A 24,475-nucleotide genomic window follows, 5' to 3' on the forward strand; every position below is an offset into this window, starting at 1 on the left:
GACACAGAACGGTCTCGCATCAGGTGCCCGGTGCACCCTGGCGCAGAGGGGGAACAAGCATGAAACCGGCACACATACTCGGCGCGCTCGTCATTCTGACGATCGGACTGTTCTCGACGGCCCATGCCGAACCGAACGGCTACACCACCAATTTCGTGCGCTTCGACGGCGGTACCTTCGAGCGGACCTGGTCCGGCGACTGGCTGGAGTTCGGCGACGGCAGCAATGAGCCGCGCTTCCGATGGCGGGTGACCGGGCGCGACGACTGGTCCATCTATTTCCGTGACGACAGCCGTGAGATGAGCATGCAGATCGATATGCATCGCGACTGGATTCGGCTGGAATGGCCGGGCCATCCAATGGCGGACCAATACCGCATCACCGAAGCGGACGAGCGCGTGAACGGCCGACTGGTGACCGAAGTCGGCCATAATGGCGGCTCCTTCCGGATGGTCAGCCCGGGCCAGTGGCGCGAATACAACGCGCAGGGCCAGGCGACCTACGCCTTCCGGGAAACCCATCGCGACCAGTGGTCGGTCTATCTGATCGACGAAACGCGGGATATGCGCATGCAGATCGACGTGCACCGCAACTGGGTTCGTCTGGAATGGCCAGGACATCCGATGGCGGACCAGTACCCGGTCACTGCCTCCCGCTGACCGCGCGGGGAAAACGGACAAAAAAAGGGCCCGGTGATCGACACCGGGCCCAGTCGGGGAGGAAAACTTGTAATTCCGTCAGCGCTGGGCCTGGGCCAGGTCGACGGCTGCCGAGACGCGCGCATTAAGCGGCTTGAGCGACTCCTTGAAGAGTTCGGAGATAAGGTCCGACGACTTGTTCAGCTCGGCCAGATAGGTGTCCATCGCCGTCTTCGTGTAATCGGACTGGATCTCGAAGAGGTCCTGGACCGACTTCGCTGTGGCCAGCTTCTTGGATGTGGTCACGCCCTCTTCCATCACCGACTTGGCGTAGGCGGCGGCATTGGAGTTGATCGTTTCGATGCCCTTGCCGGCAATCGTCGAGGACTCGATCAGCGCATCGACCGTTTCTTTCTGGAAATTGGTCGCTTCCGTGACGGACTTCAGGGTCTTCTCGAAACCTTCCTTGAGCGCTTCATTGCTCGCGGCTGTCATGCTTTCGATCGTATCATTCATAGTATTCACCTTGGGGCTCGCTGCAGCCTTCTTGGCCGGCTTGGCAGACTTGGTTTTACGCGCGGCCGCCTTCGGCGCCGCGGATTTCGTACCCGCCTTCTTGCCGCCAGCCGTATTCGGCGTGACCTTGCGGGCTGACGCCTGGGCTGCGCGTGTCTTGACGGGCGTCTTCACCGCTTCCGCCGTCTTCGGCGCCTTATCGGCTGCCGTGGCGTCCGCTTGAGCAGCGGTCGCAGGCGTTTGGGTGGGGGGTGTTTTGACGTCGCTCATCAATCCAGCAATTGTTGCAACTGCACTTCGCAGTCGCAGCAAACCTACCACCACAACCGCTCTGGTCAAGCGGTATTTTGTGCAGCGCACAATTATTTCGTATGACTGTCTCGGCAGGCTTAACCAGCTGGAAACGGCCGGCAGGCAGGCTGTTCGCCATGCATGGTTTACACCGCATTCTCGCGACCGCCGCCTTCGCCCTGGGAGTCCTTGTTTTTGCAGGGAGTTCGCAGGCGCAATCGTCTCGCTACGCCGCCTTCGTGGTGGAGCAGAACACGGGTGTCGTGCTGCACTCGCGTCGATCGGAGGCCGAGCGCTATCCTGCGTCGCTGACGAAAATGATGACGCTCTACATGCTGTTCGACGCCCTCGAGCGCGAGGAAATCGGCCTGCAGGACCGTATCCGCGTCTCCGCCCACGCCGCCAATGCGACGCCCTCGCGGCTTGGAGTCGGCGCCGGCAACACGATCTCGGTCGAGACCGCCATCAGGGCCCTCGTTATCAAAAGCGCGAATGATATTGCGGTCGCTGTCGGCGAGCGCCTCGGCGGCGGCGAGTCCCGCTTCGCCGAGATGATGACCGAACGTGCTGCCGAGATCGGCCTGACCAATACGATGTTCCGGAATGCGTCCGGACTGCCCAATTCGCGCCAGACGACAACGGCGCGGGACATGGCACGGCTCGCCATCGCACTCCACCGCGACTTCCCGCAATTCTACCACTATTTCGAGGAAGAGCGTTTCACCTATAACGGCCGAACCTATCGCAACCACAATTCGCTCGTGGGCCGCGTGCGCGGCGTGGACGGGTTGAAGACCGGTTATATCCGTGCTTCGGGATTCAATGTCGTCGTGTCGGCCGAGCGGGGTGACAATCGCCTAATCGCCGTGGTCATGGGCGGTCCCAGCGCTGCGGCGCGCGACGCCCATGCCGAGGAATTGCTCGAGGCCGCCTTCGGCACGCTTGAGCAGCGTGAGGACACGCGCCTCTTCGCTTCGCTGGAAACGCCTCGTATCAGCCCGGTTCGCCAGCAGGACCTGATCGCGCGCGACGTTGCCGCGCTCAATCTGGCGGCTCCGACCGAGATGGGCGACGCGGAGCCCACGCCGCCGGTTCGTGTCGTTCTCGCGGACGAAGGCGCACTGAACGGCGAACTCCGCACTGCCTCGGTCGAACCGTCACTGATCCGCGGCGACTGGGCCGTCCAGGTCGGTGCCTACAATACGGCCGACGATGCGCGCGATCGTCTCGAGCGCGTACTCGGGCTGCATGGTGGTCTTCGCGCCGCCGAACCGGCGGCCCGCTCGGTCGACATCAATGGCGGGCAGCTATGGCGCGCCCGTTTCGAAGCCCTGACCGAACCTGAGGCCCGCGAGGCCTGCCGGGAGCTGAATTCGCGTCAGCAACCCTGCTTCACGGTCGCACCTGGACGCTGATCGCTGCCGCATCCGCGGCAATTCACGGGCTTTCCTGCGCGTTGCACTGGAATCTTCCGGTCGGTTGACACAACCTTCCCCCTCGAACACTTTCGCGCGCCTTGGCCGCAGCCTGGCGGCCCCTGCCTCATGTCTGGATGCGAAACCCGATGAATGTTGTCGTCGTAGAATCCCCGGCGAAAGCCAAAACCATCAACAAGTACCTGGGATCCGACTACACGGTTCTGGCCAGTTTCGGCCATGTCCGCGACCTGCCGCCGAAAGACGGCTCGGTAAAACCGGATGAGGATTTCTCCATGGCCTGGGAGGTGGACGCCAAGTCCACCAAGCGCGTCAAGGCCATCGCCGATGCCGTGAAGGAGTCGGACAGGCTCATCCTTGCTACTGACCCGGATCGCGAGGGCGAAGCCATTTCCTGGCATTTGCTGGAAGCGCTGGCCAAACGCCGGGTCCTCAAAGATGTGACGATCGAACGCGTCGCCTTCAACGCGATCACCAAACAGGCCGTCCAGGAAGCCATGCGGCATCCGCGTGCCGTCGACATGGAACTGGTGAACGCCTATCTGGCGCGCCGCGCGCTGGACTATCTCGTCGGATTCACGCTCTCGCCTGTTCTCTGGCGCAAACTCCCCGGTTCGCGTTCCGCCGGACGGGTCCAGTCGGTGGCGCTGCGCCTGATCTGCGATCGCGAGCTGGAGATCGAGAAGTTCAAGGCGGAGGAATACTGGACCGTCGATGCCGACATCACGGCCGGTTCCGATCCCTTCCGCGCCAAGCTGGTCACGCTGGACGGCAAGAAGCTCCAGAAACTCTCCATCAAGGACCGCGCCGCGGCCAATGCGGCCGTCGAGGCGATCAAGTCCGCCAGCCTGAACGTCAGCGCTGTCGAGGCCAAACCGGCCCGGCGCAATCCGCCGCCGCCCTTCACCACCTCGACCCTGCAGCAGGAAGCCGCCCGCAAGCTGGGCTTCTCCGCCACGCGCACCATGCAGACGGCGCAGAAGCTCTATGAAGGCGTGACGATCGGCGGCGAGACCACGGGTCTCATCACCTATATGCGTACCGACGGCGTCTCCATGGTGCCCGAGGCGATCAGCCAGGCCCGCGACGTGATCGGCAAGGAACACGGCGCGCTTTACGTGCCCTCCTCGCCGCGCATGTATTCCACCAAAGCCAAGAACGCTCAGGAAGCGCACGAGGCGATCCGCCCGACCAGTTTCTCGCGGCTGCCGAAGGATCTATCGCTCGACGACGACATGGCGCGTCTCTACCAGCTGATCTGGCGCCGTGCCGTGGCCAGCCAGATGGAAAGTGCCCGCTTCGAGCGCACCACGGTCGACATCGCCAGCGCCGACGGAAAGACCGCCCTGCGCGCGACCGGTTCGGTCCAGCTCTTCGACGGCTTCCTCGCGCTCTACCAGGAAGGCCGGGACGACGAGGAGGACGAAGGCGAGAACCGCCTTCCGAAGATCAGCCAGGGTGCCAGTGCGGACGTGGCTAAGACGCATGCCGACCAGCACTTCACTCAACCGCCGCCGCGCTTCACCGAAGCCTCGCTGGTCAAGCGGATGGAAGAGCTCGGCATCGGCCGCCCCTCAACCTATGCCTCGACGCTTCAGGTACTGCGGGACCGCGACTATGTCGTGATGGAAAAGAACCGCTTCCAACCGCTCGACAAGGGCCGCGTGGTAACGGCCTTCCTCGAGAACTTCTTCGCGCGGTACGTCGAATACGATTTCACCGCCGCGCTGGAAACGCAGCTCGACAAGGTCTCTGCCGGCGAACTCGACTGGAAGCAGCTCCTGCGCGACTTCTGGACGGATTTCCGCGCGGCCATCGACGAGATCGGCGATCTTCGGATCGGCGAGGTGCTGGACACGCTCAACGAAGTGCTGGCCCCGCATATCTTCCCGGAAAAGGAAGACGGCTCCGACCCGCGCCAGTGCCCGTCTTGCGGCGAAGGCACGCTCAGCCTGCGCCTCGGCAAGTTCGGCGCCTTCCTGGGTTGCTCGAACTATCCGGACTGCAAGTTCACCCGCCAGATGGGCGAGCAGGATGCCCAGCCCGCAATCGAGGGCGATGGCGAGATCACGGTCCATCCGGAAACCGGCAAGCCGATCATCATGAAGGATGGCCGTTTCGGGATTTATCTCGAGATGGAAATCGAAGGCGAGAACAAGCCCAAGCGCGCCTCCATCCCGAAAGGCTGGGACGCCAAGGAACTGACGCCGGAACAGGCGATCAAGCTGATCGACCTGCCGCGGCTGGTCGGCGAGCACCCTGATGACGGCCAGCCCATCACGGCCGCGATCGGCCGTTACGGTCCCTACGTTCATCACGAAAAAACCTACGCCAACCTGCCGAACGTGGATGAGGTTTTCGAAATCGGCCTGAACCGCGCGGTCTCGGTCATCGCCGACAAGCGCGCCAGCGGCGGACGCCGCGGTTCCACCGCCACCGCGCTCAAGGAATTGGGCGAACATGACGGCAAGCCCGTCCGGATCATGGAAGGCCGCTATGGCCCCTATGTAAAATACGAGAAGATCAACGCCACCATTCCCAAAGGCACCGACCCGGAGGGCGTGACGCTCGAACAGGCCATGGAATGGGTCGAGGCCAAGGCCGCCAAGGGCGGCAAGAAGAAAGCCCCGGCCAAGAAGAAAGCCGCGCCTAAGAAGAAGGCTCCGGCCAAGAAGACAGCGGCCAAGAAATCCACGACGAAGAAGAAGACCACAGCCAAGACCGACGAGGCGGATTGATCGCAATGGCCGGCCATGACGACGAAACCGCCGGCCTCACCCGCGACGCGGTGATCGAGGCCGTCCGCCTCGGTGAAGGCGAATTCGGCAAACGCGAGATCGCCCGCGCCCTGAAACTCAAGGGCAGCGACGCCAAGCGCACGCTCAATGCCCTCCTCGCCCAGCTGCTCGAAGACGGCACGATAAGCAAGGATGCCAAGCGCTGCTATGCGCTCGCCGGTGTGCTCCCGCCGGTCACCGTGATCGAGATCACCGATCGGGACACGGATGGAGAACTCCTCGCCGAACCGGTCCGCAAGGACCGCGATACTCCCGTCATCCGCCTCGCCCCAGGCGAGGGCGCCGGCGGCAAGGGTCAGCCCGCACTTGGCATCGGCGATCGTGCTCTGGTCCGCCTGAACGAGGACGGCGAAGGCGGCTACGAAGCGCGCCTGATAAAGAAGCTCGGGCAAAGCGCTCACAAGCTCCTGTGCGTGCTGCGAAAGCCAAAATCCGGCCCGATGCGGCTGGTTCCTGTCGACCGCCGCTCGCGGCACGAGCTTGTACCGGTTCGCGGCGAAGCCGAAAAGGCGGATGACGGTGATCTCGTCCTCTGCCAGATCGCCAAGGAGCGCCGGCACGGCCTCAAGACCGCATCCATAGTGGAAGTCATCGGCGACGCCTCGTCACCGGGCGCGGGCAGCATTATCGCGCTCTATTCCCACGGCGTACCCCAGGGCTTCTCCGACACAGAGCAGAAAGAGGCGGACGACGCACCGCGCGGGTCCGAGAAAGGCCGCGAGGACTTGCGCGACCTGCCGCTTATCACCATCGACCCGGACGATGCACGCGACCATGACGATGCGGTGTGGGCGGCGCCGGACACGGATCCCAAAAACAAGGGCGGATGGCATGTCATCGTCGCCATCGCCGACGTGGCCGCCTATGTGAAGCCGAACAGCGCGTTGGACCGAGGCGCCTTCAAGCGCGGCAATTCCGTCTATCTGCCGGACCGCGTCGTGCCGATGCTGCCCGAACGCCTTTCCAATGATCTCTGTTCGCTGCGCGAGCTGGAGGACCGGCCCTGCCTCGCCGTACGCATGGTGTTCGACAAGCACGGCAACAAGAAGAGCCATCGCTTCCTGCGCGGCTGGATGCGCTCTGCCGCCAAGCTCTCCTATACGCAGGCCCAGGACGCGATAGACGGCAAGGGCGAGGAAAAGGCCAACAATCTCCTCGACAGCGTGCTCAAGCCGCTCTGGGGCGCCTATTTCGCCGTACGCGAGGCGCGGAACCGCCGCGAGCCGCTGGAAATCGATAGCCCGGAGCGACGTGTGCGCGTCGGTCCGGACGGTCGGGTCTCCGGCGTCGAGATCCGCGAACGCTTCGACGCGCACCGCCTGATCGAGGAATTCATGATCCAGGCGAACGTCTGTGCGGCCGAAACGCTGGAGCAGAAGCGCACGCCGCTGATCTATCGGGTTCACGAGCAGCCTTCCGCAGAGAAGCTGGAATCGCTCTCCAGCTTCCTGCCAACCGTCGGACTGAAATGGACCCGCGGCGAGCGCGTACAGACCGGCCGCTTCAACAAACTGCTGAAACAGGCCAAGGGCAGCGAACACTACGAGACCATCAACGAAGTGGTCCTGCGGAGCCAGTCCCAAGCAATCTACGACACCGACAATCTCGGCCATTTCGGTCTCAACCTGGACCGCTATGCGCACTTCACCTCGCCGATCCGCCGCTATGCAGACCTGACGGTCCACCGCGCCCTGATCCGGGCCTGCAATCTGGGCCAGGACGGCCAGACCGACGAGGAGCGCAGCCGGCTCGATGCAATCGCCGAAGAGATCACCCATGCCGAGCGCCGTGCGATGGCCGCCGAGCGCGACGCGGTCGATCGCTTCATTGCGCTCTACCTGGCTGACAAGGTGGGCAGCACGTTCGAGGGCCGTATCACCGGCGTCACCCGCTTCGGCGCCTTCGTGCGCCTCAACGAGATTGGCGCGGACGGGCTGGTCCCGATCTCGACCCTCGGCGCGGAACGCTTCGAGCATGACGAAAGCGAGCATGCCCTGGTCGGTCTGGAAACCGGTGGGCGTTTCAAGCTCGGAATGCCGGTGAAAGTGCGCATCGAGGAAGCCCAGCCGATTACGGGCGGACTGCTGCTCGACATCCTGACGCCCGCGATCAAGGGACCCAAGCCGAAGGGAAGACGCCGCCATGGGGGGCCGCCGCGCGGACGTGGAGGTAAGGGCTTCAAGAAGAAGGTGCGCCGCAGATGAGTCGCGATGAAAGTCATCACCGCAACCTTCCCTATATCCGGCCCCGCCTCGCAGCTTCCCTCATCCTGACGCGCGAGACCGGTCGCGGCGTCGATGTCCTGATGGGCCGACGCTCGGCAAGGCACGTCTTCATGCCGAATAAATACGTCTTCCCGGGCGGACGTGTGGACCGGGCAGACAGTTCCGCCCCGATCGCTCGGGATCTGGATACGCGCGTCATGTCTCTCATGACACGCAATCTGCCAGCCAGCCGCGCTCGCGCGGCGGCAGCTGCGGCTATACGGGAAACAGCCGAGGAGACTGGGCTGCTGATCGCCCGCGACGCCGAGATCCGGTCGCGGCATGCCAACTGGTCGCCCTTCCGTCGGCACGGCGTAGCGCCCGATCTGGCCCCGCTGAAACTGATCACGCGAGCCATCACGCCCCCGGGCCGCTCGCGCCGCTTCGATACCTGGTTTTTCACCACCGACGCCTCCGCCCTGTACGACGAGCGTCCGCCAACGCCGAGCTCTGAACTGGAGGACGTGCAGTGGGTGCCGCTTGCCGAGGCGCGTGAACTCGATCTGCCCATCGTCACCCACTTTGTGCTCGACGAGCTCAAACGCGTCCTGCCGCCAGCTCCCGAGCTTCCGCGCTGCATGAAGGCCGTACGCGGCAAGATGATCGTCGAGGCCCTCTAGCCGGGCCCTGCCCGATGAGGGAGACGCCGCCGCCGACCGGCGCTATAGCTGCGGCATGATCAATCCGCTGACCGACCCGCGCCTGGCGAATAATCGCTCGCTGATCGCCGCCATTTGCTGTGCGGCAGTGTGCGGAACGGCGTTCGGCCTGTCCATGCCTTTGGTCTCGCTACGGCTCGAGGCGATGACGAGTTCGGGGCTGATCGTGGGCCTGAACGGGGCGGCAGCCGCACTCTCCACCCTGGTCATGGCGCCGATCGTGCCACGCCTTCTCTCCTACATGCCGGGTCGCGTACTCATCGCCATAAGCCTGGCGCTCGCAGGGCTTATGCATGCCCTCTTCCCGATTTTCGAGAACGTCCCTGCATGGTTCGTGCTGCGCTTCACCATGGGGTGTTTCATGACCGTGACCTTCGTGGTCTCGGAGACCTGGATCAACCAGATCGCGACACCGCTGCGCCGGGCCACGATCCTCGGCATATACGGCACCGTCCTCGCCGGGGGATTCGGTGTCGGTGCGTTTCTCTTCGGACAGGTCGGCACGAGCGGCGATAGCGGCTTCTATGTCGGCGCCCTTATATTCCTGGCCGGTCTTGTCCCCGTGGTTCTGCTGCAGGGACCGCCGGCGATGGCGCCCGGCAAGGACGAAGCCTCCTCCGGCGCGATCATGAGTGCGGCCCGGCTCGCACCTGCAGCGATCGGGGCCGGCCTCGCCTTCGGCGCCCTGGAGACGGTGCTCTTTTCCCTCGCCCCGGTCTATGGCGACCGTCTCGCACTGGACGATCACGGTATTGCACTGATCGCCATGGCTGCCGCAGTCGGTGCGCTCGTCTTCCAGATCCCGCTCGGATGGATCGCGGACAAGACGGACCGGCGCGAGACCCTGAAATGGATCGCCACCATCGCCACACTCACGCCGCTCGCCATCTGGGCTGTGGGCAGCTATTTGCCCGGCATGATGGCGCTCTTCTTCATCCAGGCCGGCGTCGCGAGCGGGCTCTACACGGTGGGCCTCGCCCTCGTGGGTGAGCGGTTCACGGGCGGTGCCATCGCCGCCGCGAATGCCGCCTTCATCTTCGCCTACGGGACGGGCTCCCTCTTCGGGCCACCGGTTTCCGGAGTGGCCATGGACGGGCTGGGTCCGTACGGATTGATGATCGTGATGTCGGGGATCGCCGGACTTTATGCAGCGCTGGTCTGGCGGCGTGCGTCACAAACAGCGGGCGAGAGTTGACACCCGCGCATCTGTGCGTATGTTCGCGCGCTCTCGCGTCGGCATGGGGCCGACTGCGCGCACACATGCACCAGGACATTTAGAGCCATGGCGAAGCCGACAACCATCAAAATCCGCCTGAACTCCACGGCTGGTACCGGTTACTTCTACGTGACCAAGAAGAATGCGCGCACGATGACCGAAAAACTCGTGCTCAAGAAGTACGACCCGGTCGCACGCAAGCACGTCGAATTCAAGGAAGCCAAGATCAAGTAAGCCGGGCGTCAACGACGCCTGCCCGAACGCATCTTGAGCGCCGGAGTTTCTGTCAGGCCGCGGCTGAGTCCGCGGCCTGAATGCGATTCCGGCCTGCGTCTTTCGCCTCGTAGAGCGCCATGTCCGCCCGGCGGATCAGCTCTTCGACGCTCTCGCCCGGACTGGCCTGGGCCACACCCGCACTCACCGTGACATCCACATTCGTGCCGTCCTCGAGACGGAAGGGCGCCTCGTCGATCGCCGCACGCAGACGCTCGGCCGCGATCCGTGCCTCGGCGAGACCAGCTCCCGGCATCGCAATCACGAATTCCTCGCCACCATAACGCGCCGCCAGGTCGATGGCGCGCATGCTGGCCACGATACGACTCGCGAAGGCCCGAAGAACCGTATCCCCGGCTTCGTGGCCATAGGTGTCGTTGATGCGCTTGAAATGATCGATATCCGCAATGAGGAGCGAGACCGGCGCACCGCCATTATTCGCCCCCTCGATCGCCTGACGCAGTCGCGAGGCGATATAGCGGCGATTGTGCAGCCCCGTGAGGGGATCAGTGACCGCCAGTTCGAGATTGGTATCGAGCGACTGGCGCAGACGGTCGGCATAGCGCTTGCGGCGAAGCTGGGTCCGCACGCGTGCATTCATCTCGCCCGCATCGACCGGCCGGTGGATGATGTCGTTCACGCCGAGATCAAGCGCCCGGACGGCATTGGCCACATCGTCCGGATTGACGACAGCCAGGATGGGCATCTGCCGCGTCGCTGCGTCGGAGCGGATACGGGCGCACAGGCGCAGGCCGTCATAGTCCGGCGAAGTCAGATCGATAATCAGGAGATCGGCATTGGTGCGTGCGGCCTCGATCGCGGCTGCAGGCTCGCTTTCGTGACGCGATACGGTGTTCGACGGCAGCGCCGCCGCATAGCGGGCCGCAGCGCGGGGATCGGCGCTGACGACGATGACACTGGCCTCGCCCTCATCCTCGTCCTCGAGATCACCGGCCGCTGCAGAGAGCGCCATGTTCGATTCGCGATAGCGCAATTCGTCGAGCACGGATTTGAGACGCAGCAGACTACGCACCCGGGCAAACATGGTGACATCATCAACCGGCTTGGTAAGGAAGTCGTCGGCCCCGGATTCCAGGCCGCGAATGCGATCCTCGCGCTGGTCCAGCGCCGTGACCATGATGACGGGAATATGCCGCGTGCGCGGATCGTCCTTGAGACGGGCGCAGGTATCGTAGCCGTCCATTTCCGGCATCATCACATCGAGCAGGATGAGGTCCGGCTGTTCGCGCCGCGCCACTTCGATGGCCTCGAACCCGTCAGCGGCGGTGCATACATCGAAGTACTCGGCCTGCAGTCGCGCCTCGAGCAGGCGCACATTGGCCGGCTGGTCATCAACTACGAGGATACGCGCACTCATACCGGGCACACCTAATCGAGGAACTGGCGAACGGTCTCGATGAAGGTCGTTACGGTGATCGGCTTGGACAGATACGCCTCACATCCCCCCTCACGGATCCGTTCCTCGTCACCCTTCATGGCGAATGCGGTGACGGCCACGACCGGAATTTCCGACAGGGTCTCGTCATCCTTGAGCCATTTGGTGACTTCCAGACCGGACACTTCCGGCAGCTGGATATCCATGAGAATGAGATCGGGCGTGTGTTCGCGCGCCAGTTCGAGCGCCTTGAAACCGTCCTTCGTCTGCAGAGTCTCATAGCCATGAGCCTCGAGCAGATCGTTGAACAATTTCATGTTCAGCTCGTTGTCTTCGACGATCAGGACCTTTTTGGGCATGACCTGCAGCATGTCGGCGACGCGCTTCCCGATTGATGCACGGATTTATCGTGCTTGTTGAACCCCGCCTGCACTAAACCTGATCTTCCTTAACCAACCATGAGTCACAGGGCACTTTCCGGCCCTACAGGAACAAGATAAGAACAAAATCGCGCAAGAAAAGTACCGCGCTAAACCATGGTGGCAAAGCGATGATTCGGATCGGAATCGACTTGGGAGGCACAAAGATCGAGGCGATTGCGCTCGGTCCGGACGGTGCCGAACTGGCGCGGGAGCGCATCAAGACACCCCGAAACTATGCCGCGACGCTTGATGCCATTGCCGGGCTGGTAGCACGTCTGGAAGCTGATCTGGATGCGGCTTCCCGGCCGGGCCGGATCGGAATCGGACATCCCGGTTCACTCAGCCCGGTCACCGGCCACATGCGCAATGCGAACTCGACCTGGCTGAACGGTCAACCACTCCAGTCGGATCTGGAAGCCCGCCTCGAACGGCCGGTGCGCATGGCCAATGATGCCGATTGCTTCACCCTGTCCGAAGCCACCGACGGAGCCGGCCTAGACAGCCGGGTCGTGTTCGGCGTCATCATCGGCACCGGCGTCGGCGGCGGGATCAGTATCGAGAAGCAGCTCCTGTCCGGCGCACAGCGTATCGCCGGCGAGTGGGGCCATAACCCCCTTCCCTGGCCGCAACCGGACGAATGCCCGGGTCCGAACTGCTGGTGCGGTCAGTCCGGATGCATGGAGACTTGGCTCTCCGGTCCCGGCTTCGCGCGCGATCACGGCATGGCGGCCGGCGGAAACGCAGACGCCCGCGAGATCGCTGCACAGGCCCTGAAGGGTGACGGGGCGGCCATGGCAAGCCTTGATCGCTATACCGACCGTCTTTCGCGCGGACTGGCGAGCGTGCTCAATCTGATCGACGCCGATTGTGTCGTGCTCGGCGGCGGGCTGTCCAATATCGACGGCCTGCCGGAACGCGTCGTAGCCGGGATCGGGCGCTATATCTTCTCCGACGTCGTGAAGACCCGTATCGTCCGGCATGCCCATGGCGACGGTTCCGGCGTGCGCGGAGCCGCCTGGCTCTGGGGGCCGGATGAATGAGCGGCCCCTTTCCCGATACCGCGCCCGGCTATTGTCGCGCCTGTCTGGGTCCGCTGGGAGATACCGGGGACAGCTGTCCGGCCTGCGACTCGCACCGCCTGCTTCGTCACCCTGAGATAGACACGCTCTCCATCGCCCATATCGATTGCGATGCCTTCTTCGCGGCGATCGAGAAGCGCGACAATCCCGAGCTCGAGGAACTTCCCGTCATCGTAGGGGGGCAGACACGTGGTGTCGTCTCGACATGCTGCTATATCGCGCGGCTCTACGGCATCCATTCGGCCATGCCGATGTTCCAGGCGCTCAAGGCCTGTCCTGATGCCGTCGTGGTGAAGCCGGATCACGCGAAATATACCCGGGAAGGTCATCGCATTCGCGAGATGATGCGGGACATCACACCGCTGGTGGAACCGCTCTCCATCGACGAGGCCTTTCTCGACCTCACCGGCACGGCCCGCCTGCATGGCGGCTCGCCGGCGTTCACCTTGCTGAAGCTGCAAAGGCGCATTTTCGAGACGGTCGGCATCACCGTCTCGGTTGGCCTTTCCTTCAACAAATTTCTCGCCAAGACCGCGTCCGATCTGGACAAGCCGAACGGCTTCGCCGTGATCGGAAAGGCCGAAGCACTGGACTTTCTCGCCCCCCGTCCCGTTCGCTCCATTTACGGCGTGGGCCCGGCCTTCGCCGCGAAACTCGAACGGGACGGCTTGCGCACGCTGGCCGATATCCGGCGCCGTTCCGACAAGCAGATGGCCGACCGCTACGGGGAAATGGGCTATCACCTCGCCCGTTTGGCCCGTGGCGAAGACACGCGGAAGGTAAAGCCCGAACGCGAGCGCAAGAGCGTGTCTTCGGAAACCACTTTCAACGCCGATCACGACGATCTGGCGACGCTGGAAAAACATCTCTGGCGTCTTTGCGTGAAGGTCGCCGATCAGATGAAGGCCAAGGGCATATCCGGCTCGGTCGTGACGCTGAAACTGAAGACATCCGATTTCAAAAGCCGCACACGCCGCCGGACCCTGTCCGAGCCCAGCCAGTTGGCGGATACACTCTTCCGGGTGGGTCGCGAGTTGCTGGCTCGAGAAGCTACCGGGACGCGCTTCCGGCTTATCGGGATCGGCTTTTCCGGCCTGACAGAGGCGCTCGGCGATGCGGGCGACCTGCTGGACCCGCAGGCCATCCGCCGCGCAACGGCCGAACGGGCCATGGACAAGGCCCGGCAGAAGTTCGGGGGCGATGCGGTGGTCAAGGGCCGCGCCCTGGGCTCGCGGCGAAAACCGCGCGACTAGAACCCGGCGCTGCCGATTGCCTATCGCGCGAAACCTCCCTATCCCGTTTTCCGACACAGACCGCAGGAGACCGTCATGAGCTCGCCCGAACACCGCCTTTCCGAACTCGGTATCACGCTTCCCGAACCGGTCGCCCCGGTCGCCAATTACGTGCCCTTCGTGCGCACCGGGAACCAGGTTTTCATTTCCGGCCAGGTCTCGATCGGACCGGACGGCCTTGTCACCGGCACGCTCGGCAAGGACATGGACGTCGCCGCCGGTCAGGCCGCTGCCCGTCTGTGCGGCATCAATCTCATCGCCCAGCTCAAGGCCGCGTGCGACGGCGACCTGACGCGTATCAAGCGCGTCGTGAAACTGGGTGGTTTCGTCGCCGCTCAGCCGGGCTTCACAGAAATTCCGCAGGTCATCAATGGCTGTTCCGACCTCATGGTCGAAGTGTTCGGCGATGCCGGCCGGCATGCCCGGTCGGCCGTGTCCTGTCCCGCCCTGCCGCTGGGCGCGGCCGTTGAGGTCGACGGGATTTTCGAGATCGGCTGAGCCGGCTCAGGCCGTCATATGGCTGGTGAAGATCGAGATGCCCAATCCGATCAGAACCAGTCCGCCGGCGATCTCGGCATACCCCCCGAGCCGTTCGCCGACGCGCGGGCCGATCAGATATCCCAGCGTCGAGAGTGCGAAGGATGTCAGCCCGATCACGCCGGCAATCCAGAACGGGGCCAGGGCGAACGCCAGAGCGACACCGACCGCCGCCGAATCGATGCTCGTACCGATCGCGGTCACGACCGTTCCGATCCGCGTCTGGCTGCGCGGTTGCGCCTCGTCTTCGTCATCGTCTTCCCCGCGCCAGCCGTTCCAGACCATTCGCCCGCCGATTACGCTCAAAAGGAACAGTGCGACCCAGTGATCGACCGCCGTAATCAGTCCGGCCATGGAATGCGCCAGCAACCAGCCGGCCAGGCACAGGAGCCCCTCCGTGCTTCCGAATACGGCACCGACCTTTAGCGCCGTCGGCAAACGGCTCTGCGGCGCAGCGCTGCCGCGCGCCAGTGCTGCGGCGAATGCGTCGGTGGACAAGGACAGACTGGTCAGGATGAGCGCGAGCGGAGACAACATGGTGCGTGCTCGTATCCAGCCTCGTACGGGCTGGCAAGCACCGGCAGCAAACCGTCCCGAACACGACGATTTTACATTCTGCCCCTCGCCGACCGGCCCCGGCTCGGCTAAATGTCGGTCAACTGGAAAGGACGACCTCATCATGACACGAGTTTTCTGTGTAATCGCTGCCGCCGCCCTCCTGCTCGGCTGCCAACAGCCCGCGGCCGACGCCCAGCTCTCCGATCCGGAGCGCGAGGAAGTGCGCGAACTCGTCCGCGAATACATCCTGGAAAATCCGGAAATCATCGAAGACGCACTGATCGAACTTCAGCGCCGCGCCCAGGCGCGCGAAATGCAGGCGACCTATGATGCGGTCGCCGCCAATTCCGACGCCATATTCAACGATCCGCGCGACCCGCGCCTCGGTCCCGACGATGCGGAGATCGTGATCGTCGAATTCATGGACTACAAGTGCTCCTACTGCCGGGTCGCCAATGGCTGGGTCGAGCGCACGCGGGAAGAATACGGCGACCGCGTCCAGTTCATCTTCAAGGAATATCCGATCCTCGGCCCGGATTCCACGGAAGCGGCCCGCGCGGCCCTGGCTGCGCTTAACCAGGGCGAGGAAATCTATGCCGCCTTCCACCGAGCAATGATCAATTCCTCCGGTCCGCTGCCGTCCGAACGCATCGACCAGCTCGCGACCGTCGCCGGCGTTGATGTCGCGCAAATGCGCGCCGACATGGAGGACGAAGGCATCATGCAGCACGTGCTCCAGGTCCGCTCGCTCGGCCAGGCGCTCGGCGTCAGCGGCACGCCCTTCTTCATCGTCAACGGCACGGTCGTGCCGGGCGCGAACGAGATGGCGCTGCAGCAGGCCCTGCAGGACGCGCTGCGCGGCTGATCCGCCCAGCGCCAAGCAAAAGAAAAGCCCCGCCGGTCCGGCGGGGCTTTTTTGTTTCAAAGACGATTGCCTAAATCAGACCGCTCAACGGACTGGACGGATCGGCATAGCGCTTCTTGGGCATGCGGCCGGCGAGGTAGGCCTCGCGGCCCGCGATGACGGCGTGTTTCATCGCGCTGGCCATGAGGATCGGATCCTTGGCTTCGGCAATCGCCGTGTTCATGAGGACGCCGTCGCAGCCCAGCTCCATCGCGACGGCCGCATCGGAGGCCGTACCGACGCCGGCATCGACGATCACCGGGACTTTCGTCTGCTCGATGATGAGGCGGATATTGACCGGATTCTGGATGCCCAGCCCCGAACCGATCGGCGCACCCAGCGGCATGATCGCGCAGCAGCCGATCTCTTCCAGCTTCTTCGCGTAGACCGGATCATCCGAGCAATAGACCATGACGTCGAACCCGTCCTTGATCAGCAGCTCGGCCGCCCGCAGCGTCTCGGCCATGTCCGGATAGAGGTGTTTGGGGTCGGACAGGACTTCCAGCTTCACGAGGTTCCAGCCGCCCGCCTCACGCGCCAGCCGAAGCGTGCGCACCGCATCCTCACCGGTGAAGCAGCCCGCCGTGTTCGGCAGGAAGGTGTAGTCCTCCGGCGAGATGAAATCGACCAGGCGCGGTTCGTCCGGATTGGAGAGGTTCACCCGGCGAACGGCGACGGTAATCATCTCCGCCCCCGACGCCCGCAGCGCCTCGGCATTCTGGGCATAGGTCTCGTATTTGCCGGTGCCGATGATCAGACGGGAGGCGAATGTGCGCCCCGCCACGACAAGCGGGGCATCAATGTCTGTTCCGGTGACGGCTTGCGCGTCGTCCATTCTAACCACCTCCAACAAAGGCGACGATCTCGATGCGATCGTCATTTTCCAGCGCCGTTTCGGCGTAAATCGAACGGGGCACGATCTCCAGATTGCGCTCCACGGCGATCTTGCGGCCGTCCAGGCCGAGTTCGCCTACCAGGTCGTGTACGGTGGCACCGGACGCAACCGACCGGCTTTCTCCATTGACTGTGAGCTGCAGCACGGCTTGGCTCTACCTCGCTTGAGTCCTAATGAGGACACGTCGTAAATCCCATAGAGGCTGCAAAGCAAGGCCATGGCAAAGCCCATTCACATCCTCAACGGCCCGAATCTCAATCTCCTCGGCTCCCGCGAGCCGGAGATCTACGGCTCGCTCAGTCTGGCCGACATCGAAAAGGCCTGCGCTGAACATGCCCGTGATTTGGGGTTTGCGTTGGAGTTTCGCCAGTCCAATCATGAAGGCTTTCTGATCGACTGGCTGCATGACGCAAACGTCAACGCAAGTGCGGTTGTTTTCAACCCAGGTGCATTTACGCATACATCGGTCGCTTTGCATGACGCCGTTCGCGCTATAGAACCTCCGGTCATCGAAGTTCATCTGAGTCAGACGGCGGCACGCGAAGACTTCCGACATCACTCCTTCATTGCATCCGCTGCGCGTGGCTCGATCACGGGATTGGGCCTGAACAGCTACCTTCTGGGACTGGATGCTGCGGCCCGATGCCTCGACAACTGACGGAATTAAAGGCGAAAGATCATGAGTTCTGATTCCCGACCCCGCGCCCCGATCAGCTCCAAGCTCGTTCGCGAGCTGGCAGAAATCCTTCGCGAGACGGACCTGTCCGAGATCGAAGTGGAGCGCGGAGATCTGCGCCTGAAGATCGCGCGCCAGTTGCAGAGCGCGCCGGTCGTGCAGCATGTGGCTGCACCGGCTCCCGCACCCGCTGCGGCAGCGCCGGTACCGGCCGCGGCGCCCGCCGCAGCTGCAGCAGCTCCGGCCGAAGCGGCCGTCGTCAATGCGGACGCCGTAAAATCGCCGATGGTCGGCACCGCCTATCTCAAGCCGAACCCGGATGCGGACAATTTCGTGAAGGTCGGCGACACGGTGAAGCAGGGCGACACCATCCTGCTGGTCGAAGCCATGAAGACCTTCAACCCGATCACGGCCGAAAAATCCGGCAAGATCACGGAAATCCTCGTCGAGGATGGTCAGCCGGTCGAATACGGCGAGCCGCTCTTCGTCCTCGTCTAAGCTCCAAACCGACGCGAGCGCCGAACATGTTCGACAAGATCCTGATCGCCAATCGCGGCGAAATTGCCCTTCGCGTCCATCGCGCCTGCCGCGAGATGGGTATTCGCACTGTGGCCGTGCACTCGGAAGCCGACGCGAACGCCATGCACGTCCGCCTCGCGGACGAGAGCGTGTGCATCGGCCCGCCGCCGGCCGGCAAGAGCTATCTCAACGTGCCCGCCATCATCACGGCAGCGGAAGTCACAGGCGCCCAGGCCATCCACCCGGGCTATGGCTTCCTGTCGGAGAATGCGCGCTTCGCCGAGATCGTCGAGGCGCACGGCCTCGCTTTCATCGGCCCCACGGCCGAGCACATCCGCATGATGGGCGACAAGATTACCGCCAAACAGGCCGTGATGGATGCCGGCATTCCGGTCGTCCCGGGCTCGGACGGCGGCGTGGCGACCTATGAAGAGGCCAAGCCCATCGCCGAGAAGATCGGCTATCCGGTCCTGATCAAGGCTGCCTCCGGCGGCGGCGGCCGCGGCATGAAAGTCGCGGAGACCGCCGACAAGTTGAAAGAGGCGATGGAGACCGCAGCCGCCGAAGCCCTGGCCGCCTTCGGCGACGGCACGGTCTATATCGAGAAATATCTCGGTCGCCCGCGCCATATCGAGATACAGATCCTCGCCGACACTCACGGCAATGTCGTCCATCTTGGCGAGCGCGACTGTTCGCTGCAGCGCCGTCACCAGAAGATCCTCGAAGAAGCGCCCTCACCCGCCCTCAACGACGAAGACCGCAAGAAGATCGGCGAAGTCGTCCGCAAGGCCATCGAGGCGATCGGCTATCGCGGCGTCGGCACGATCGAGTTTCTCTGGGAGAACGGCGAGTTCTACTTCATCGAGATGAATACCCGCCTGCAGGTGGAACACCCCGTGACCGAAATGATCACCGGCCTCGATCTGGTCCGCGAGCAGATTCGCGTCGCCGACGGTGCCGAACTCGGCATCACGCAGGACGACATCACCTTCGAGGGCTGGGCCATCGAGTGCCGCATCAATGCGGAAAACCCGAAGACCTTCGCGCCCTCGCCGGGCACGGTTACGGATTTCCACGCACCGGGCGGCCTCGGCGTCCGCCTCGATTCCGCCCTTTATGCGGGCTATAAAATCCCACCTTATTACGACAGCCTGATCGGAAAGCTGATCGTGCACGGCCGCACCCGGGAAGAGACCCTGCTGCGTCTGCGCCGCTCGCTGGAAGAGATGGTCGTCGGCGGTGTGGAAACGACGATCCCGATATTCCTCGACCTTCTGGAAGAGCCGGACTTCGTCAGTGGGGACTATCACATCCGCTGGCTCGAAGAGTGGCTGGCCAAACGGGAAGGCTAGCCGTCACGGAGACAGGATGCGCGGTTTCGGTTCCGCAGAATTGTTGGACTGCTACGCCCGGGGCGTGTTCCCGATGGCGGAGGGCCGTGACGATCCGCGCATCTATCTTCTCGACCCCGACGAACGCGGCATCATCCCGCTCGACGATTTCCACATAGCCCGCAGCCTCAAGAAGACCGTTCGCCAGGACATTTTCCAGGTCTCCACGGACATCGCCTTCGGCAAGGTTGTCGAGGGGTGCGCGGAGTCAGCGCCGGGGCGCGAGGAAACCTGGATCAATGACGGTATCCGCAGTCTCTATTCCGAGCTGCACGAGTCCGGCTACGCCCACAGCGTGGAGTGCTGGATCGGCGCCGACCTTGTCGGCGGTCTCTATGGCGTCTGCCTCGGCGGCGCCTTCTTCGGCGAGAGCATGTTCTCGCGCCGCCGCGACGCCAGCAAGGTCGCACTCGTCCACCTCATCGCCCGGTTACAGGCAGGCGGTTTCACCCTGCTCGACACGCAGTTCACGACCTCGCACCTGGAGAGTTTCGGCGCCATCACCATCGGACGCGACGTCTACCGGCAGAAACTGGCGGCAGCGCTCGAGATTCAGGCGGATTTCATGAGTTTGCCGGCCGAGGTCAGCGGAACGGAAGCTCTCGCTCAGTCGCGGCAGTCCAGCACCCAGACGTCATAGACCGGGTGTTCGAGCGGATTCTGCGCCGGACGCGACGCGAACATCCATCCCGAGAAAATCTGCTCGCCCTCGGTATCGACGCCGAATCCGTCCGTACGCCGGTCCATGATCTGCAGGAAGGCATAGGTTTCCGGTGTCTCTTCCGGCGGCCGCTTGCGGCAGTATTGGGGGGTGATGCTCAGAGCGCCGAAATCGGCCGTCTCGCCGATATTGATCTCGAAATCGCGGGTGCGCGCCGTCACCTTGTCCAGCCCGCGCAGCACGACAACGCTGCCCGGTTCGCTGGAAAGCGGCTCGCGGTTCTCGCGGGCATCCGGATCGTCCTGACGCAGCAGGTCCGCTGCGCTTTCCTGCGCAGTTGCAGTTTCCCGGGCGGGATCGCTGTCCTGTGCGAATGCGGAAAAAGCCGCGATGGCGGCGACGAGCGGGGCGGCAAACAAGACTTTCATGCAACTCACCCTGTCGCGAAATTATGACGGTGTCGAGGCGGTTCGCCTGGTACGCTAGGCGAGCGCCTAGGCTTCGTCCGGAGACCAGGCTTCATAGTCCGCCGAGGACGCCTGGCGCTTGGCCGGGCTCACCAGGCTGCCCGACGGCCGATAGGCGTAGACCGTGCCGGTCAGGTTCGGATGATGATCCTTCTCCCAGGTCTGGCGCGGCAGCGGGGTTTCGCTCGGCGGCGTATCGAAGGTGTGATGCAGCCAGCCATGCCAGTCGGACGGGACACGCGAGGCGTCGGCATAGCCCTTGTAAACGACCCAGCGGCGCTTCTGGCCGTCCGGACCGGTCACGCCCGATTCCTCGAAATAGCGATTGCCATACTCGTCCTCACCGACCTTCTTGGCGCCCCGCATGGCGAGGGTCAGGAAGGTGCCGGGCGTGGCGTCTTTCCACCAGACGAAAATCTTCGAGATCAGTCCGAACATTGTAAGCGGCTCCGAGTCGGTCGAGGCATGCCGGGCCTATATGCCCCCGCTTGTGCTGCCGGTCCAGTGCCGAACGCGGCACCGACTGAAAGCGGCGGGGTTCTGGCACGGACGTACGAGGAGTAGACTCATTCAACTCCCGGGCGATTCGGGACAATCGAGGGTGGGATCATGAAGGTCGATAATCGTTTTGCTCGCAGTGTGGCGGAAGCCGCCGGCGCGCTGACCGAAGAAGCACGAAGCGTCGCCGCTCCCGGGGCAGGCGAAGCCGAGCTCGGCGGCGACACCCGGACCATCATGGTTCCTGCCGACTGGAGCATGGCAGCTGCGCAGACGCTCGCCGATCTGCTCGACACACCCCGGCCCGCCAGAACGAAACCGCGCCCCAGCCAGAAAAGCTTCGGACGCCTCGCGCCGCAGGTCGCCGATGGCGATGAGAAAGAGGTCGAGAGCGGTCTTTCGGTCCTTGCTGCGCGCCTGTCCGGTTCGCTCGCCTGGTCAGCGGCCCGCCAGGGCGCCTTCGACACGCCGGACGACGCCACGGTGTTCGCAGACGAGCTCGCCGCGACATTGACCGGACGCTATGTGCTTCCCGACGCCACCCTGCTGCGCGATGGCGGAGCGGACTGGGCCTATGGCGACGCTCCGGCCCCCGCGACCACCAAGGCCGCCGACGCCGAACCCGAACTCACAATTCGTGCCGAAACCGGCCACGCACCGGCCCAGTTGCGCCGCGTCGCCGAAGCTTCACTGCGCGCTTCCGTTCTCGAAGTGGGCGCCCGCGTGACCCGCGAACGCCTCGAAGCCATCGGGGAAGCCTGCGAGCGCTGTTCCGGCGAGCCGGAAGACTGTTTCGATCCCCGCCGCAATGCCGCCCTCGCCCGCGCCATGCGCCGAGCGCTCAAGGACGGCGTTCCGGAAGAGGCGGTCGAGCGCGCACTCTCCCTGGCACGCCAGGGCACGGGTGACGACGCGCTGGGCTCCCTTGTTCCGGACAGCAAGCCGGCCCGCCCGGCCGTGATCAATATTCCGCCGGCTCTCAAATCGGCGATCGACAGCGACGAAGCCTGGAGTTTCGAGCAGGATGGCGGATCTCTCCGGGCCCGCGATTTCCGAACCGGGATTGCCCGGACCGTCTGGAGCTTCGGCACGCCCGCCCTGTCCTTCCACACGGCGCCACCGGCGACGGGGCCGGTGCTATACATCAATCTGCCGGCCTTTTTCGGCCCTGACGGCCAGTTCAGGGCCGGCCTCCTGCTGGACGCAGTCCGCTACTGGTCGATTGCCCTGATCCTGAGCGCGCCGAAGGGTGCGAACAGCGCAGGCACGCTGTCCATCAGCGGCGTGGGAAGCGCTCTGATGACGGCCGGCCTGGCTCATGACAGCGATATGGGCCGCACAGCAGCCGCCGCACTCGTTCGTCTCGCGACGACGGCACTGCGCGATGTAGCCTCCGAAACCGGTGCCCGCGCGCCGGGCCTCGGCCCCGAACTGGAGCTGGACGGCCTGCCGGACGCCTTCTCCGGCGTGGTCGCCCATCTGCGTAGCGCCGAAGGCCCTTTCCTCGCGAAAGCGGCACTGGCTCGCCCCGGCCTGACCATCGCCTGTCTTCGTGTCGCCCCGGCCATTGCCGGTCTCTTCGACGCGGACAGTCTCGCCGCCAACGCAGTCAACGGTGCCATCACGTCGGATGGTGGTCCTATGGGGGGGCAGCGCCTGCGCGATTGCGTACGGTCGGGCCTGGAGGCACTCGGGATTTCCGCTACGCAGATCGAGCTGGCCGAAGACCACGCTGCCGGTCAGGGCACTCTGCGCGGTGCGCCAGGCATCGCCTATGAAGACCTGCTGGAGCGCGGCGTGCCGGAGGACACACTCGAGCGGCTCGAGGATTCGATCGGCGAAGGCGCCTCGGTACGCCATGCGCTGAACCGCTGGACGCTCGGCGATCGCGTCTGCCGCGACGCGCTGGGTCTGTCCAGCGACGTGATCGAGGCCGAGGGCCAGTCCCTCTGCAAAGCGATCGGCTATACCGAGGCGGATATCCGTGCAGCGGATCTCTACGCGCACGGCACCGGGACGCTGGACACCGCGCCGGCCCTGGCGGCGGATGTCCGTGCCGTCTTCGAAAGACCCGGCGAGAAAGCCCGGATGCTGATGGCCGCCGCGCTGGAGGCCCAGATGGAAGGCGCCTGCGTCACGCCGCTGGAGCTGGACGGCGACGCGACCATAGACGACGTCTCGGCGCTGATCGATCTGGGCGCCGAGCTGGGACTGCGCCGGCTCGAAATCCGCCGTACCGCGTCGGGCCTGTTCGACCTTCTGCCCGCCATCGATTTCGACAAGGGCGATTATGCCGCCGAACCGACCGCCGAGCGCATCATCGAGCGGACGGTCGAGGTCGAGCGCGTGATCGAGAAACCGGCCGCGCGCCGCAAGCTTCCGGACCGCCGCAAAGGCTATATCCAGAAGGCGACCGTGGGCGGACACAAGGTCTATCTCCACACCGGCGAGTTCGACGATGGCGAGCTGGGCGAAATCTTCATCGACATGCACAAGGAAGGCGCCGCCTTCCGCTCGCTGATGAATAATTTCGCCATCGCGATTTCCATCGGACTGCAGTACGGCGTTCCGCTCGAGGAATATGTCGACGCCTTCGTTTACACCCGTTTCGAACCGGCCGGCCCGGTCGAGGGCAATGACTCGATCCAGCACGCGACCTCGATCCTGGACTATCTCTTCCGCGAACTTGGCGTGTCCTATCTGGGACGCGAGGACCTCGCAGAAGTCCCGCCGGATCGCGCCGATCCGGGCGGTCTCGGCAAGGGCGTCGAGCAGGAAAAACTGGCCCAGGAAGCGGCCGCGAAATTCATTTCTCGCGGGTTCAGCCGCGGCCAGGTACCGGACAATATCCTGATGTTCGCCAATCCGCAGAAGAAGGCCGTGGCGGGAAATGACGGCGACGAAAATCATGCCGGTCATTACGAGATCGAGGATCATGGCCCGGCCCGTCCGGCGCGCGACATCTCGGTCTATTCCGGCGACCCCTGCCCGGAATGCGGTCACTTCACCGTCGTCGACGGCGAGAGCGATCAGGCGCGAAAGTGCGATGCCTGCGGCTGGAACGACTAGCTGTAACCGGTGCGCCGCTT

24 protein-coding genes are annotated in these 24,475 nt (G+C 64.1%); 16 read left to right on the forward strand and 8 right to left on the reverse strand.

Annotation, left to right across the window (positions count from 1 at the left end):
* The first annotated feature begins 59 nt into the window (after positions 1 to 59).
* On the forward strand, positions 60 to 659 hold the full coding sequence (locus AC13HB_RS13080) for a hypothetical protein (RefSeq protein ID WP_482950211.1): 600 nt from the start codon (positions 60 to 62) through the stop codon (positions 657 to 659).
* A 78-nt stretch (positions 660 to 737) separates the two neighbouring features.
* Here the strand turns inward: AC13HB_RS13080 and AC13HB_RS13085 are convergent, their stop codons facing one another.
* Positions 738 to 1,424: a phasin family protein gene (locus AC13HB_RS13085; protein ID WP_482950212.1), complete on the reverse strand. Its 687-nt coding sequence runs from the start codon at positions 1,422 to 1,424 to the stop codon at positions 738 to 740.
* Positions 1,425 to 1,582: 158 nt separating this feature from the next.
* On the opposite strand from AC13HB_RS13085, the gene AC13HB_RS13090 reads away from it, so the two are divergent.
* From AC13HB_RS13090 to rpmG, 6 genes are all read left to right on the forward strand, one after another.
* Positions 1,583 to 2,860, forward strand: coding sequence for a D-alanyl-D-alanine carboxypeptidase (locus AC13HB_RS13090; RefSeq protein WP_482950213.1), 1,278 nt, complete (start codon positions 1,583 to 1,585; stop codon positions 2,858 to 2,860).
* A 149-nt stretch (positions 2,861 to 3,009) separates the two neighbouring features.
* Positions 3,010 to 5,619 carry a type I DNA topoisomerase gene (topA, locus tag AC13HB_RS13095; protein ID WP_482950214.1) on the forward strand — a complete coding sequence of 870 codons (2,610 nt, stop codon included), beginning with the start codon at positions 3,010 to 3,012 and terminating at the stop codon, positions 5,617 to 5,619.
* 5 nt (positions 5,620 to 5,624) lie between these two features.
* Positions 5,625 to 7,883, forward strand: coding sequence for a ribonuclease R (gene rnr / locus AC13HB_RS13100; RefSeq protein WP_482950215.1), 2,259 nt, complete (start codon positions 5,625 to 5,627; stop codon positions 7,881 to 7,883).
* On the forward strand, positions 7,880 to 8,563 hold the full coding sequence (locus AC13HB_RS13105; protein ID WP_482950216.1) for an NUDIX hydrolase: 684 nt from the start codon (positions 7,880 to 7,882) through the stop codon (positions 8,561 to 8,563). Before rnr ends, AC13HB_RS13105 begins: the two co-directional genes overlap by 4 nt.
* Positions 8,564 to 8,618: 55 nt before the next feature.
* Positions 8,619 to 9,797, forward strand: coding sequence for an MFS transporter (locus AC13HB_RS13110; protein ID WP_482950217.1), 1,179 nt, complete (start codon positions 8,619 to 8,621; stop codon positions 9,795 to 9,797).
* Positions 9,798 to 9,884: 87 nt separating this feature from the next.
* Positions 9,885 to 10,052, forward strand: a complete 168-nt coding sequence (gene rpmG / locus AC13HB_RS13115; protein ID WP_271188226.1) for a 50S ribosomal protein L33 — start codon at positions 9,885 to 9,887, stop codon at positions 10,050 to 10,052.
* 52 nt (positions 10,053 to 10,104) lie between these two features.
* On the opposite strand, the gene AC13HB_RS13120 is transcribed toward rpmG, so the two are convergent.
* On the reverse strand, positions 10,105 to 11,469 hold the full coding sequence (locus AC13HB_RS13120) for a PleD family two-component system response regulator (RefSeq protein WP_482950218.1): 1,365 nt from the start codon (positions 11,467 to 11,469) through the stop codon (positions 10,105 to 10,107).
* A gap of 11 nt (positions 11,470 to 11,480) precedes the next feature.
* Positions 11,481 to 11,846 carry a response regulator gene (locus AC13HB_RS13125; protein ID WP_482950314.1) on the reverse strand — a complete coding sequence of 122 codons (366 nt, stop codon included), beginning with the start codon at positions 11,844 to 11,846 and terminating at the stop codon, positions 11,481 to 11,483.
* Between the two features lie 191 nt (positions 11,847 to 12,037).
* On the opposite strand from AC13HB_RS13125, the gene AC13HB_RS13130 reads away from it, so the two are divergent.
* The 3 genes from AC13HB_RS13130 to AC13HB_RS13140 all read left to right on the forward strand — a co-directional run bounded on the left by AC13HB_RS13130 (position 12,038) and on the right by AC13HB_RS13140 (position 14,778).
* Entirely contained in the window at positions 12,038 to 12,949 is a 912-nt protein-coding gene (locus tag AC13HB_RS13130; RefSeq protein ID WP_482950219.1) for an ROK family protein, read from the forward strand.
* Positions 12,946 to 14,241: a DNA polymerase IV gene (locus AC13HB_RS13135; protein WP_482950220.1), complete on the forward strand. Its 1,296-nt coding sequence runs from the start codon at positions 12,946 to 12,948 to the stop codon at positions 14,239 to 14,241. Before AC13HB_RS13130 ends, AC13HB_RS13135 begins: the two co-directional genes overlap by 4 nt.
* Positions 14,242 to 14,316: 75 nt before the next feature.
* Complete coding sequence (locus AC13HB_RS13140) at positions 14,317 to 14,778, forward strand: RidA family protein (protein ID WP_482950221.1); 462 nt, start codon at positions 14,317 to 14,319, stop codon at positions 14,776 to 14,778.
* 6 nt (positions 14,779 to 14,784) lie between these two features.
* Here AC13HB_RS13140 and AC13HB_RS13145 read toward each other — a convergent pair whose 3' ends face one another.
* Positions 14,785 to 15,354 (reverse strand): manganese efflux pump MntP, encoded by a 570-nt coding sequence (locus AC13HB_RS13145; protein WP_482950222.1) that lies wholly within the window; start codon positions 15,352 to 15,354, stop codon positions 14,785 to 14,787.
* 142 nt (positions 15,355 to 15,496) lie between these two features.
* On the opposite strand from AC13HB_RS13145, the gene AC13HB_RS13150 reads away from it, so the two are divergent.
* A complete protein-coding gene (locus tag AC13HB_RS13150) occupies positions 15,497 to 16,240 on the forward strand; it encodes a DsbA family protein (RefSeq protein ID WP_482950223.1) in 744 nt (247 codons plus the stop codon).
* Positions 16,241 to 16,310: 70 nt separating this feature from the next.
* On the opposite strand, the gene AC13HB_RS13155 is transcribed toward AC13HB_RS13150, so the two are convergent.
* Together AC13HB_RS13155 and thiS are read right to left on the reverse strand one after the other, a co-directional pair.
* Entirely contained in the window at positions 16,311 to 17,114 is an 804-nt protein-coding gene (locus AC13HB_RS13155) for a thiazole synthase (protein WP_482950224.1), read from the reverse strand.
* 1 nt (position 17,115) lies between these two features.
* Positions 17,116 to 17,316 carry a sulfur carrier protein ThiS gene (gene thiS, locus AC13HB_RS13160; protein ID WP_482950315.1) on the reverse strand — a complete coding sequence of 67 codons (201 nt, stop codon included), beginning with the start codon at positions 17,314 to 17,316 and terminating at the stop codon, positions 17,116 to 17,118.
* A gap of 75 nt (positions 17,317 to 17,391) precedes the next feature.
* Between thiS and aroQ the strand changes: the two genes are divergently transcribed.
* The 4 genes from aroQ to aat are packed head-to-tail and all read left to right on the forward strand — an operon-like array spanning position 17,392 to position 20,400.
* Positions 17,392 to 17,832 (forward strand): type II 3-dehydroquinate dehydratase, encoded by a 441-nt coding sequence (gene aroQ, locus AC13HB_RS13165; RefSeq protein ID WP_482950225.1) that lies wholly within the window; start codon positions 17,392 to 17,394, stop codon positions 17,830 to 17,832.
* Positions 17,833 to 17,853: 21 nt separating this feature from the next.
* Positions 17,854 to 18,348: an acetyl-CoA carboxylase biotin carboxyl carrier protein gene (gene accB, locus AC13HB_RS13170; protein WP_482950226.1), complete on the forward strand. Its 495-nt coding sequence runs from the start codon at positions 17,854 to 17,856 to the stop codon at positions 18,346 to 18,348.
* Between the two features lie 26 nt (positions 18,349 to 18,374).
* Complete coding sequence (gene accC, locus AC13HB_RS13175) at positions 18,375 to 19,721, forward strand: acetyl-CoA carboxylase biotin carboxylase subunit (RefSeq protein ID WP_482950227.1); 1,347 nt, start codon at positions 18,375 to 18,377, stop codon at positions 19,719 to 19,721.
* A gap of 16 nt (positions 19,722 to 19,737) precedes the next feature.
* Positions 19,738 to 20,400 (forward strand): leucyl/phenylalanyl-tRNA--protein transferase, encoded by a 663-nt coding sequence (aat, locus tag AC13HB_RS13180; RefSeq protein ID WP_482950228.1) that lies wholly within the window; start codon positions 19,738 to 19,740, stop codon positions 20,398 to 20,400.
* On the opposite strand, the gene AC13HB_RS13185 is transcribed toward aat, so the two are convergent.
* Together AC13HB_RS13185 and AC13HB_RS13190 are read right to left on the reverse strand one after the other, a co-directional pair.
* Positions 20,367 to 20,849 carry a DUF2155 domain-containing protein gene (locus tag AC13HB_RS13185; RefSeq protein WP_482950229.1) on the reverse strand — a complete coding sequence of 161 codons (483 nt, stop codon included), beginning with the start codon at positions 20,847 to 20,849 and terminating at the stop codon, positions 20,367 to 20,369. The genes aat and AC13HB_RS13185 overlap by 34 nt on opposite strands.
* Positions 20,850 to 20,915: 66 nt before the next feature.
* Positions 20,916 to 21,326 (reverse strand): NADH:ubiquinone oxidoreductase subunit NDUFA12, encoded by a 411-nt coding sequence (locus AC13HB_RS13190; protein ID WP_482950230.1) that lies wholly within the window; start codon positions 21,324 to 21,326, stop codon positions 20,916 to 20,918.
* A gap of 171 nt (positions 21,327 to 21,497) precedes the next feature.
* Here AC13HB_RS13190 and AC13HB_RS13195 point away from each other — a divergent pair, with 171 nt between their 5' ends.
* Positions 21,498 to 24,455: a TSCPD domain-containing protein gene (locus AC13HB_RS13195; RefSeq protein WP_482950231.1), complete on the forward strand. Its 2,958-nt coding sequence runs from the start codon at positions 21,498 to 21,500 to the stop codon at positions 24,453 to 24,455.
* The last annotated feature ends 20 nt before the right edge of the window (positions 24,456 to 24,475 follow it).

It is taken from the genome of Maricaulis sp. B-26, from assembly GCF_056857855.1.

Coding starts and splice junctions, on each gene's coding strand:
- AC13HB_RS13155 (WP_482950224.1), bottom strand. CDS start 17,114: ATGGACGACGCGCAAGCCGTCACCGGAACAGACATTGATGCCCCGCTT.
- accB (WP_482950226.1), top strand. CDS start 17,854: ATGAGTTCTGATTCCCGACCCCGCGCCCCGATCAGCTCCAAGCTCGTT.
- AC13HB_RS13195 (WP_482950231.1), top strand. CDS start 21,498: ATGAAGGTCGATAATCGTTTTGCTCGCAGTGTGGCGGAAGCCGCCGGC.
- AC13HB_RS13120 (WP_482950218.1), bottom strand. CDS start 11,469: ATGAGTGCGCGTATCCTCGTAGTTGATGACCAGCCGGCCAATGTGCGC.
- topA (WP_482950214.1), top strand. CDS start 3,010: ATGAATGTTGTCGTCGTAGAATCCCCGGCGAAAGCCAAAACCATCAAC.
- AC13HB_RS13125 (WP_482950314.1), bottom strand. CDS start 11,846: ATGCCCAAAAAGGTCCTGATCGTCGAAGACAACGAGCTGAACATGAAA.
- AC13HB_RS13110 (WP_482950217.1), top strand. CDS start 8,619: ATGATCAATCCGCTGACCGACCCGCGCCTGGCGAATAATCGCTCGCTG.
- AC13HB_RS13085 (WP_482950212.1), bottom strand. CDS start 1,424: ATGAGCGACGTCAAAACACCCCCCACCCAAACGCCTGCGACCGCTGCT.
- aroQ (WP_482950225.1), top strand. CDS start 17,392: ATGGCAAAGCCCATTCACATCCTCAACGGCCCGAATCTCAATCTCCTC.
- AC13HB_RS13105 (WP_482950216.1), top strand. CDS start 7,880: ATGAGTCGCGATGAAAGTCATCACCGCAACCTTCCCTATATCCGGCCC.
- AC13HB_RS13145 (WP_482950222.1), bottom strand. CDS start 15,354: ATGTTGTCTCCGCTCGCGCTCATCCTGACCAGTCTGTCCTTGTCCACC.
- accC (WP_482950227.1), top strand. CDS start 18,375: ATGTTCGACAAGATCCTGATCGCCAATCGCGGCGAAATTGCCCTTCGC.
- AC13HB_RS13190 (WP_482950230.1), bottom strand. CDS start 21,326: ATGTTCGGACTGATCTCGAAGATTTTCGTCTGGTGGAAAGACGCCACG.
- AC13HB_RS13135 (WP_482950220.1), top strand. CDS start 12,946: ATGAGCGGCCCCTTTCCCGATACCGCGCCCGGCTATTGTCGCGCCTGT.
- AC13HB_RS13140 (WP_482950221.1), top strand. CDS start 14,317: ATGAGCTCGCCCGAACACCGCCTTTCCGAACTCGGTATCACGCTTCCC.
- AC13HB_RS13150 (WP_482950223.1), top strand. CDS start 15,497: ATGACACGAGTTTTCTGTGTAATCGCTGCCGCCGCCCTCCTGCTCGGC.
- AC13HB_RS13130 (WP_482950219.1), top strand. CDS start 12,038: ATGATTCGGATCGGAATCGACTTGGGAGGCACAAAGATCGAGGCGATT.
- AC13HB_RS13185 (WP_482950229.1), bottom strand. CDS start 20,849: ATGAAAGTCTTGTTTGCCGCCCCGCTCGTCGCCGCCATCGCGGCTTTT.
- AC13HB_RS13080 (WP_482950211.1), top strand. CDS start 60: ATGAAACCGGCACACATACTCGGCGCGCTCGTCATTCTGACGATCGGA.
- aat (WP_482950228.1), top strand. CDS start 19,738: ATGCGCGGTTTCGGTTCCGCAGAATTGTTGGACTGCTACGCCCGGGGC.
- rnr (WP_482950215.1), top strand. CDS start 5,625: ATGGCCGGCCATGACGACGAAACCGCCGGCCTCACCCGCGACGCGGTG.
- AC13HB_RS13090 (WP_482950213.1), top strand. CDS start 1,583: ATGCATGGTTTACACCGCATTCTCGCGACCGCCGCCTTCGCCCTGGGA.
- rpmG (WP_271188226.1), top strand. CDS start 9,885: ATGGCGAAGCCGACAACCATCAAAATCCGCCTGAACTCCACGGCTGGT.